Annotated in this window: 9 protein-coding genes; 4 read left to right on the top strand and 5 right to left on the bottom strand. The window is 69.9% G+C overall.

Annotation, left to right across the window (positions count from 1 at the left end):
* Together B2U11_RS03795 and B2U11_RS03800 are read right to left on the bottom strand one after the other, a co-directional pair.
* A partial coding sequence (locus tag B2U11_RS03795; protein WP_292070057.1) for a transcription antitermination factor NusB occupies positions 1–455 on the bottom strand: 455 nt, incomplete at its 3' end.
* On the bottom strand, positions 452–2,428 hold the full coding sequence (locus B2U11_RS03800; protein WP_292070058.1) for a potassium transporter Kup: 1,977 nt from the start codon (positions 2,426–2,428) through the stop codon (positions 452–454). The genes B2U11_RS03795 and B2U11_RS03800, both read right to left, overlap by 4 nt.
* A gap of 168 nt (positions 2,429–2,596) precedes the next feature.
* Between B2U11_RS03800 and B2U11_RS03805 the strand changes: the two genes are divergently transcribed.
* Entirely contained in the window at positions 2,597–3,067 is a 471-nt protein-coding gene (locus tag B2U11_RS03805) for an Rrf2 family transcriptional regulator (RefSeq protein ID WP_292070059.1), read from the top strand.
* A 32-nt stretch (positions 3,068–3,099) separates the two neighbouring features.
* Positions 3,100–3,900: an SDR family NAD(P)-dependent oxidoreductase gene (locus B2U11_RS03810; RefSeq protein WP_292070061.1), complete on the top strand. Its 801-nt coding sequence runs from the start codon at positions 3,100–3,102 to the stop codon at positions 3,898–3,900.
* Between the two features lie 9 nt (positions 3,901–3,909).
* On the opposite strand, the gene B2U11_RS03815 is transcribed toward B2U11_RS03810, so the two are convergent.
* Positions 3,910–4,608 carry a MarC family protein gene (locus tag B2U11_RS03815; RefSeq protein ID WP_292070062.1) on the bottom strand — a complete coding sequence of 233 codons (699 nt, stop codon included), beginning with the start codon at positions 4,606–4,608 and terminating at the stop codon, positions 3,910–3,912.
* 82 nt (positions 4,609–4,690) lie between these two features.
* Here B2U11_RS03815 and pyrF point away from each other — a divergent pair, with 82 nt between their 5' ends.
* Positions 4,691–5,407 carry an orotidine-5'-phosphate decarboxylase gene (pyrF, locus tag B2U11_RS03820; protein WP_292070063.1) on the top strand — a complete coding sequence of 239 codons (717 nt, stop codon included), beginning with the start codon at positions 4,691–4,693 and terminating at the stop codon, positions 5,405–5,407.
* A 3-nt stretch (positions 5,408–5,410) separates the two neighbouring features.
* Here pyrF and B2U11_RS03825 read toward each other — a convergent pair whose 3' ends face one another.
* Together B2U11_RS03825 and B2U11_RS03830 are read right to left on the bottom strand one after the other, a co-directional pair.
* The gene (locus B2U11_RS03825; RefSeq protein ID WP_292070064.1) at positions 5,411–6,598 is read right to left on the bottom strand and encodes a hypothetical protein; all 1,188 of its coding nucleotides are present in this window, start codon (positions 6,596–6,598) and stop codon (positions 5,411–5,413) included.
* Between the two features lie 63 nt (positions 6,599–6,661).
* Complete coding sequence (locus B2U11_RS03830) at positions 6,662–6,886, bottom strand: DUF1674 domain-containing protein (RefSeq protein ID WP_292070065.1); 225 nt, start codon at positions 6,884–6,886, stop codon at positions 6,662–6,664.
* 50 nt (positions 6,887–6,936) lie between these two features.
* Between B2U11_RS03830 and B2U11_RS03835 the strand changes: the two genes are divergently transcribed.
* The coding region (locus B2U11_RS03835) for a M48 family metalloprotease (RefSeq protein ID WP_292070066.1) at positions 6,937–7,377 on the top strand (441 nt) is incomplete at its 3' end.

Raw genomic sequence — 7,377 nt, forward strand, 5'->3', positions numbered from 1 at the left:
ACGGCGTTGACCAGGTTCTTGTATGGACGCGTCTTGGGGTCGCGCTCGGCCAGTTTCACCGCCGTGGAAACAGCGGCGAAGGCGGGCGTCTCCAGCACCAGCGTCTGGGCCAGGGCGATACGCAGCAGGGTGCGGACGGCCTCGGGCGGCGCCTTGTTCAGGCGACGGTCAAGGATCTGGTCGATCTCGCCCAGACGACGCAGGGCGGCCATGGCCACGGCGCGGGCGAAGGCCCGGTCGACGGGCGCCAGGGCGCGCGCTGGCGGTTGCGACAGGGCCTCATCCAGGCCGTTGCGCTTTTCCAGCGCGGCGTTCAGCAGCAGGCCGGCGACCACGCGGGCCTCGACTCCGATGTCGTCCTGAGACGGGGCGGCCTGGGTCGGGGCCGAACGCGGCTTGCCCTTGGTCGCGATGCGGCGGCCGCGCGCGTCCGAGTTTCGTCCGCCGCCGCTCACACCGCCACCTGCGCGCCCAACTCGACCACCCGGCCGGGCGGGATGTGGAAGAAGTCGGTCGGATTGGCGGCGTTGCGCATCAGGAAGATGAACAGCTTGTCCTGCCACAGCGGCATGCCCTGCCGCGCCGACGGGATCAGAGAGCGTCGACCCAGGAAGAAGCTGGTCGACATGATATCGAACTTCAGACCCTGCTTGCGGCACAGGCCCAGCGCGCGCGGCACGTTGGGCGTCTCCATGAAGCCATAGGAGATGGTCAGCCGCTTGAAGTCGTCGTTGATCGGCTCCATCCGCACCCGCTCCCGTTCCGGCACGCGCGGCCGTTCGGCGGTGCGGACGGTCAGGATGACGTTCTTCTCGTGCAGCACCTTGTTGTGCTTGAGATTGTGCATCAGGGCGACCGGCGCCACCTCGGGATCCGAGGTCAGGAAGATGGCCGTGCCGGGCGCGCGGTGCGGCGGCCGGGCCTGAAGCATCTCGATCAGGTCGGTCAGCGGCAGGCTGTCCTTGCGGGTCTTGGCCGTCAGAATCTGGGTGCCGCGCACCCAGGTCCACATCACCACCACCAGACAGGCGCCCAGCACCAGCGGCATCCAGGCGCCGTCCGGGATCTTCAGCAGGTTCGACGTCAGGAAGACGCTGTCGATGAAGGCGAACGGGATCAGCGTGCCCGCCACCGCCCACATCGGCCATTTCCAGCCCTTGGTGATGACGAAATAGGCCATCAGGGTGTTGACCAGCATGGTGCCCGTCACCGCCACGCCATAGGCGGCGGTCAGGTTGTGCGAGCTCTGGAACACGACCAGCAGCACCAGCACGCCGACCATCAGGAAGCTGTTGACCGCCGGCACGAAGATCTGGCCGGCCTGGGTCTCGGACGTATTGCGGATGTCGATGCGCGGCAGCAGGCCCAGTTGCACGGCTTGTTGCGTGACCGAGAAGGCGCCGGTGATCACCGCCTGGGACGCGATCACGGTCGCGGCCGTGGCCAGGATCAGCATGGGCCAGTAGGCGACCTGCGGCACCATGTTCCAGAACGGATTCTCCGAGGCGCCCGGATTGTCCAGGATCAGCGCGCCCTGGCCCAGATAATTCAGCGTCAGGCACGGCAGAACGAAGCCCAGCCAGCCCATGCGGATGGGCGCCTTTCCGAAATGGCCCATGTCGGCGTAGAGCGCCTCGGCCCCCGTGACGGCCAGGAAGACGCTGCCCAGGATGACGAACCCCAGGAAGCCGTCATTCAGCAGCAGTTGGACGCCATAGTGCGGCGACAGGGCGCGCAGGATCGAGATGTCGTCGAAGATGTGAAACAGCCCCAGCGCCCCCAGGCACAGGAACCAGAGGGCGGTGATGGGGCCGAAGAACTTGGCCAGGCCCGCCGTGCCGCGCGACTGCACCAGGAACAGGGCGATCAGGATGCCGGCCGAGATCGGCACGATGAACGGATCCAGCCCCCCGCCGATCCCCGGCGCGTCCTGAAGCCCCTCGACCGCGGACAGGACCGAAATGGCGGGCGTGATGATCCCGTCGCCATAGAACAGCGCCGCGCCGCAGACGCCCAGGATGAAGATCCAGGCGCTGCGCCGACCGACCGCGAACTGGGCCAGGGCCATCAGCGACAGGGTGCCGCCTTCGCCCTTGTTGTCGGCGCGCATCAGGAAAAAGACGTATTTGAACGTCACCACCACCATCAGCGCCCAGAAGGCCAGCGAGACCACGCCGACCACGGCCAGGTCGCCGCCCACGCCGTCGCGGGCGTGGTCGATCGCCTCTCGCAGCGCATAGAGGGGGCTGGTGCCGATATCGCCGAACACCACGCCGATCGCGCCCAGCGTCAGAGCCCAGAAGCCGCCGTGCGAGCTGCCGGCGCCGCCGGGCGCATGGGACTCCGGTCCCGTGGCGTTGGTGGACGTCTTCGGCGTGTTCGACGCTGGCGGGGGAGCGCCCGCGTCGTGGGGAGTATCCCCGGCCATGCGTATCCTCCGGGTCGCCGACAGGGCGTCGGTCCCTTCAAAGCGGCGAGCCTTTAGGCCCATTCCGCGCCGTCTTCAATCGCGGGCGGCGGGATTCGGTTTCCCCGCGTCGGCGACCGATTTGTGATTCGGCGGATGAACGCCTATTTTCCCTGACGGAACACGATCATGTCAGACAGCCAGCGCTTTCCCGTCGCCGCCCACGCCCTGGCCTATATGGCCCACAAGGGCGCCTTCGGCCCTGCCCAGGCGGCGCCCAGCGCCTTGCTGGCCTCGTCCATTCCGACCAATCCGGTGGTGGTGCGCCGCGTCACGGCCCTGCTGGCCAAGGCGGGACTGATCGCCACCCGGCCCGGCGCGACCGGCGGGTCGTGGCTGCTTCGTCAGCCCGAGTCGATTACGCTGGACGAGGTTCTGAAGGCGGTGAACGGCTGCGCCCACCTGGGCTCGCCGCCCGCCGGAGCCAAGGGCTGCCCGGTCGGGGAGCATATTCCACGCCAGGTGGCCAAGGCCCTGACCGCGGCGGACCAGGCCGCCACCGCCGCCCTGGGCAAGATCACCATCGCCGACCTCCTGGACAAGGACCCCGCCTCCCTGGCCGGTTTCGCCCCGCACGCGTCCTGCCCTGTTGCAGCCTGAGGTGGGGGGGAGCCGGGGTGGTCAGTCCTGAGGTGAGCCGGCGCACCATCCTGGTCACGGGGGCCTCGGCCGGGATCGGCGCGGCCTTGGCGCGCGTCTATGCGTCCGAGGGCTGGAACGTCGTCCTGACCGCGCGCCGCGAAGCGCCGCTGCGCGCCCTGGCCGACCAGATCGAGGCCGATTACGGCGTCCGGGCCGACGTCGTCACAGAGGACCTGTCCGATCCCGAGGCGCCCGAGCGGCTGGTCGCGGCCCTGGACGCGAAAGGGCTGATCATCGACGGCCTGGTCAACAACGCCGGATTCAGCCGAGTGACGGGGTTCCTCCAGACCTCCCTGGCCGACCACCGCGCCATGTTGCAGGTCATGCTGATCGCGCCGGCCGAGCTTTCGCGCCTGCTGCTGCCCGGCATGGTCGAGCGCGGCTTCGGCCGGTTGCTGAACGTGGCCTCGGTCGCCGGCCATCTGCCCGCCACCGGCGGCGACACCCTGTACGGGCCGATCAAGAGCTTCCTGATCAAGGCCAGCCAGGGCCTGCACTTGGAGACGCAAGGCGCGGGCGTCCACGTCACCGTGGTCAATCCTGGCTACACCCTGACCGAATTCCACGACGTCAACGGCTCGCGCGCCGAAGTGTCCAAGGCCTATCCGGCCTGGATGTGGATGACGGCCGACCGCGTGGCGCGGATCGGCTTTGCGGCCTGCGAGGCGAACCGACCCCAGGTCACGCCCGGCCCGATGAACAACGTCCTGGTCGCCCTGGCGCGCCATCTGCCCGAGGGTTTGGCGCTCAGGATGGCGGCCGATCACGCCAAGCGGCTGGCGCGTATCTGATAGTCCGCCTCAGTGGCCGGCGGCGGGATAGGGCGTCGTGACCGCGCCCGAGATCATGCCCGGCACCGCCTCGCCCAGGCCCAGCAGGATGAACTGGATGGCCAGGGCGCACAGGATCAGGCCCAGCACCTTGACGATGATGGCCATGCCGACCTCGCCCAGCAGCCGGCTGAGCGAACCCGTCAGGGCGAAACAGACGAAGGAGACGGCGCAGGCGGCGGCGATGGCGACGACCGAGCCGATGGTCCCGGCATAGCCCAGCTTGGCCGCCTCGCCCGCCTGGATGATGACCGCCGAGATCGCACCCGGCCCGATCATCAGGGGAATGGCGAAGGGCACGACCAGCCGCTGGAACCGCCGCCGGGCATAGCCGCGGACGTCCTGGCTGTCGGCCAGGGCGTCCTTGTCGGCGAACATGGCCAGGAAGTCGCCGCGCGCCATGTCCAGGCCCAGGAACAACAGCAGAATGCCCCCGGCGATGCGGAACGCCGCCAGGGAGATGCCGAAGAACTGCAGCAGGGCCAGGCCGGTGAACAGGAAAAAGGCCAGGAAGACCGCCGCGAAAACGCAGATCAGCGCCGAGACCGAGATGCGCTGGCGCAGCGTCGCGCCGGCCGTGGCGGCGGCGAAGATCGGCAGATTCCCGATGGGGTCCAGCAGGGCGAACAGGGTCACGAACAGGTTGACACCCAGATCGACGGCGTTCATCGCCTTGCCTCGCCCAAATTCACGAATCGCCGGCCGTCGACGTCCCTCGCGTCAGCCATAGCCGGTCAGCGCGAGCCCGTCGATGACCCAGCCCAACCGCCTGCCCGACGACCGCATCATCTGCGCCCTGGACGTGCCGACGACCGCCGAGGCCGCGCGCCTGGTTGAGACGACCTGCGACGCCGTGAGCTTCTACAAGGTCGGCCTTCAGCTGTTCGCGGCTGGCGGCATGGACCTGGCGCGCCAGCTGAAAGCGGACGGGCTCAAGGTCTTCCTGGACTGGAAGCTGCACGACATCGGCGCGACGGTGGAGAAGGCCGCGGCCAACCTGGCCGGGTCCGGCTGCGACCTGCTGACCGTCCACGCCCGGCCGCAGGTCATGGCGGCGGCGGCGCGGGGCGTGGCGGGCTCGGGGCTGAAGGTGCTGGGCGTCACCGTCCTGACCAGCCTGACGGCCGAGGACCTGGCCGCCGACGACCATGTCCTTTCCCCGGCCGAACTTGTCGAGCTTCGCGTGCGCCAAGCGCTGGAAGCAGGGATCGACGGCGTCGTCTCCAGCCCGCACGAGGCGGCCCGCGCACGCGAGATCGCGACCCAGGCGGGCCGCGAAGACTTTCTGATCGTGACGCCGGGCGTGCGTCCGGCCGGCTCGGCCCAGGACGATCAGGCCCGGGCGGCGACGCCGGAGGCGGCTTTGAGAGCCGGGGCCACCCACCTGGTGATCGGCCGCCCGATCACGGCGGCGGCCCATCCGCGTCAGGCGGCGCGGGCGATCGCCGAGACGATCGCCCTGGTCTGAAGCCTAGCCGCGCTCGCCGGGCTCCTGGCGATAGTTGTGACGCGGCGGAGCCTGAGGGGCGACGTTCTCCGGCGGCGGCAGGTCGCCGTAGTAGGTCGGCGGCGCGGGGGGCGCGACCTGGACCTGCGACGGCTCGACATAGACCTGGGCCGGAGCGACGTGGACCGGCGGCCCCTGCACCCGCATCGGCGCCTGTTCGACGTAGGCGGGCGGCGCGTACTGGACATCGGCCGGGGCCACCCGGACGTCGGGCGCATCCACCATCACGCGGGCGGGGCCGACCTCGACCGGGGCCGGACGGACCTGGACGGGCGCCTGCTCGATATAGGTCGGCGGCGCGACCTGGACTTCGGCCGGGGCGACGCGGACGTCGGGCGCATCAACCATGACGCGGGCCGGACCGACGTTGACCGGGGGCGACTGCACGCGGATCGGCGCCTGTTCGACATAGACCGGCGGGGCCGAGATCACTTCCGGCGGCGCGATGTTCACCGCGGGCGCATCGACATAGACGCGCTGCGGTCCGACGTTGACCGGCGGCGACTGCACATAGATCGGCGGCTGCTCGATATAGACCGGCGGGGCCGAGATGATCTCCGGCGGCGCATAGTTCACCTGGGGCGGCGCGACATAGACGCGCTGCGGCGCCATCTGGACCGGCGGGGCCTGAATATAGGCCGGGGGAGGCGCATAGACGGGCGCCGGGGCCGGGGCGTAGCAGTTGCAGCCGCCGCCCGAGACGGCATAGCCGCCGGACCGGCGCCAGCCGATGTAGTCGCGGCCGAAGCCCGAAACCGGATAGCCCATCGGCGCCGAGATCGGCGCCGGGCCGGTGAACTGGATCGAGGAGGCGCCGCCATAGTAGCCGCCGACGTAGTGGCCGGCGTCGCCGTAGCCGCTGCCGTAGACGGCCACGCCGCCGTGGCCGCCGCCGCGCGACCAGCCCGAGCTGTAGGACGACGAATAGGACCGGGCGTTCACATAGCTGCTGGCGTAGGAGCGGGCGCTGGCGCTCGCATTGGCGTAGGCGCCGCCGTTGACGTTCACGTTGACGTTGCGGTTGCCGCCGTGGTGGCCTCCGCCGCCGCAACTGCCGCAGCCGCCGCCATGGCCGGGTCCGCCGGCCAGCGCGGGCGCAGCCGACAGGAGAAGGACCGCCGCCGCGGCCGAAAAGGTGGATTGTATCGACATGGGACAGGCTCCGCTGATTCACGAATCCTTAGGCAAGTCCCAGGCCTGACCGCCCTGCTCCGGTCAGAAGTCGATCGCCAGCCCCTTCTTCTCCCAGTCGCCGTAACGGGTGGGCTCGGGACCGCGCGGGCCGCCATGCTCGACCTCGGCGGCGGCCTTCGGCGGCGCGGCGCGACGTTCGGCCGCCTCCAACAGCGCCCGGCGCGCGGTCTCGTTCAGCGGGCGCTCGGGCGTGGCGTGCGGCACGTCGGCGTTGAAGGCCGGCTCGGGGGTGGGATGTTCGGTCACAGGTCGCCTCCCTTGAGGGCTGGGGCTCGCGGCCTCAAATAGGCGGTGCGATGAACCATCTGAAGACCTTCATTCTCTTGGCCGTCCTGACCGCCCTGTTCATGGGGATCGGCTACATGATCGGTCGCGTGCCCGGCATGCTGATCGCCCTGCTGGTCGCGGGCGGCATGAACGTCTTCAGCTACTGGAACGCCGACAAGATCGTGCTGCGCACGTACCGCGCCCAGCCGGTGGACGAGAACCACCCGAACGCCGTGGTCAGGAACTATGTCGCCGACGTGCGGCGGATGGCCGCCGACGCCGGCATGCCCCAGCCCCAGGTCGCCATCATCCCCAGCGACCAGCCCAACGCCTTCGCCACGGGGCGCAACCCCCAGAACGCGGCCGTGGCGGCGACCACGGGGCTGCTGGACATGCTGACGCGCGAAGAGATCCGCGGCGTCATGGCGCACGAACTGGCCCATGTGAAGAACCGCGACACCCTGACCATG

Origin of the sequence: Brevundimonas sp. UBA7534 (assembly GCF_002479325.1) — a bacterium.
Classification (GTDB): domain Bacteria; phylum Pseudomonadota; class Alphaproteobacteria; order Caulobacterales; family Caulobacteraceae; genus Brevundimonas.

Bases quoted from the DNA above. Each gene is read 5' to 3' on its own strand.
- B2U11_RS03800 (WP_292070058.1), bottom strand. From the start codon at position 2,428: ATGGCCGGGGATACTCCCCACGACGCGGGCGCTCCCCCGCCAGCGTCG.
- B2U11_RS03805 (WP_292070059.1), top strand. From the start codon at position 2,597: ATGTCAGACAGCCAGCGCTTTCCCGTCGCCGCCCACGCCCTGGCCTAT.
- B2U11_RS03815 (WP_292070062.1), bottom strand. From the start codon at position 4,608: ATGAACGCCGTCGATCTGGGTGTCAACCTGTTCGTGACCCTGTTCGCC.
- pyrF (WP_292070063.1), top strand. From the start codon at position 4,691: ATGACCCAGCCCAACCGCCTGCCCGACGACCGCATCATCTGCGCCCTG.
- B2U11_RS03825 (WP_292070064.1), bottom strand. From the start codon at position 6,598: ATGTCGATACAATCCACCTTTTCGGCCGCGGCGGCGGTCCTTCTCCTG.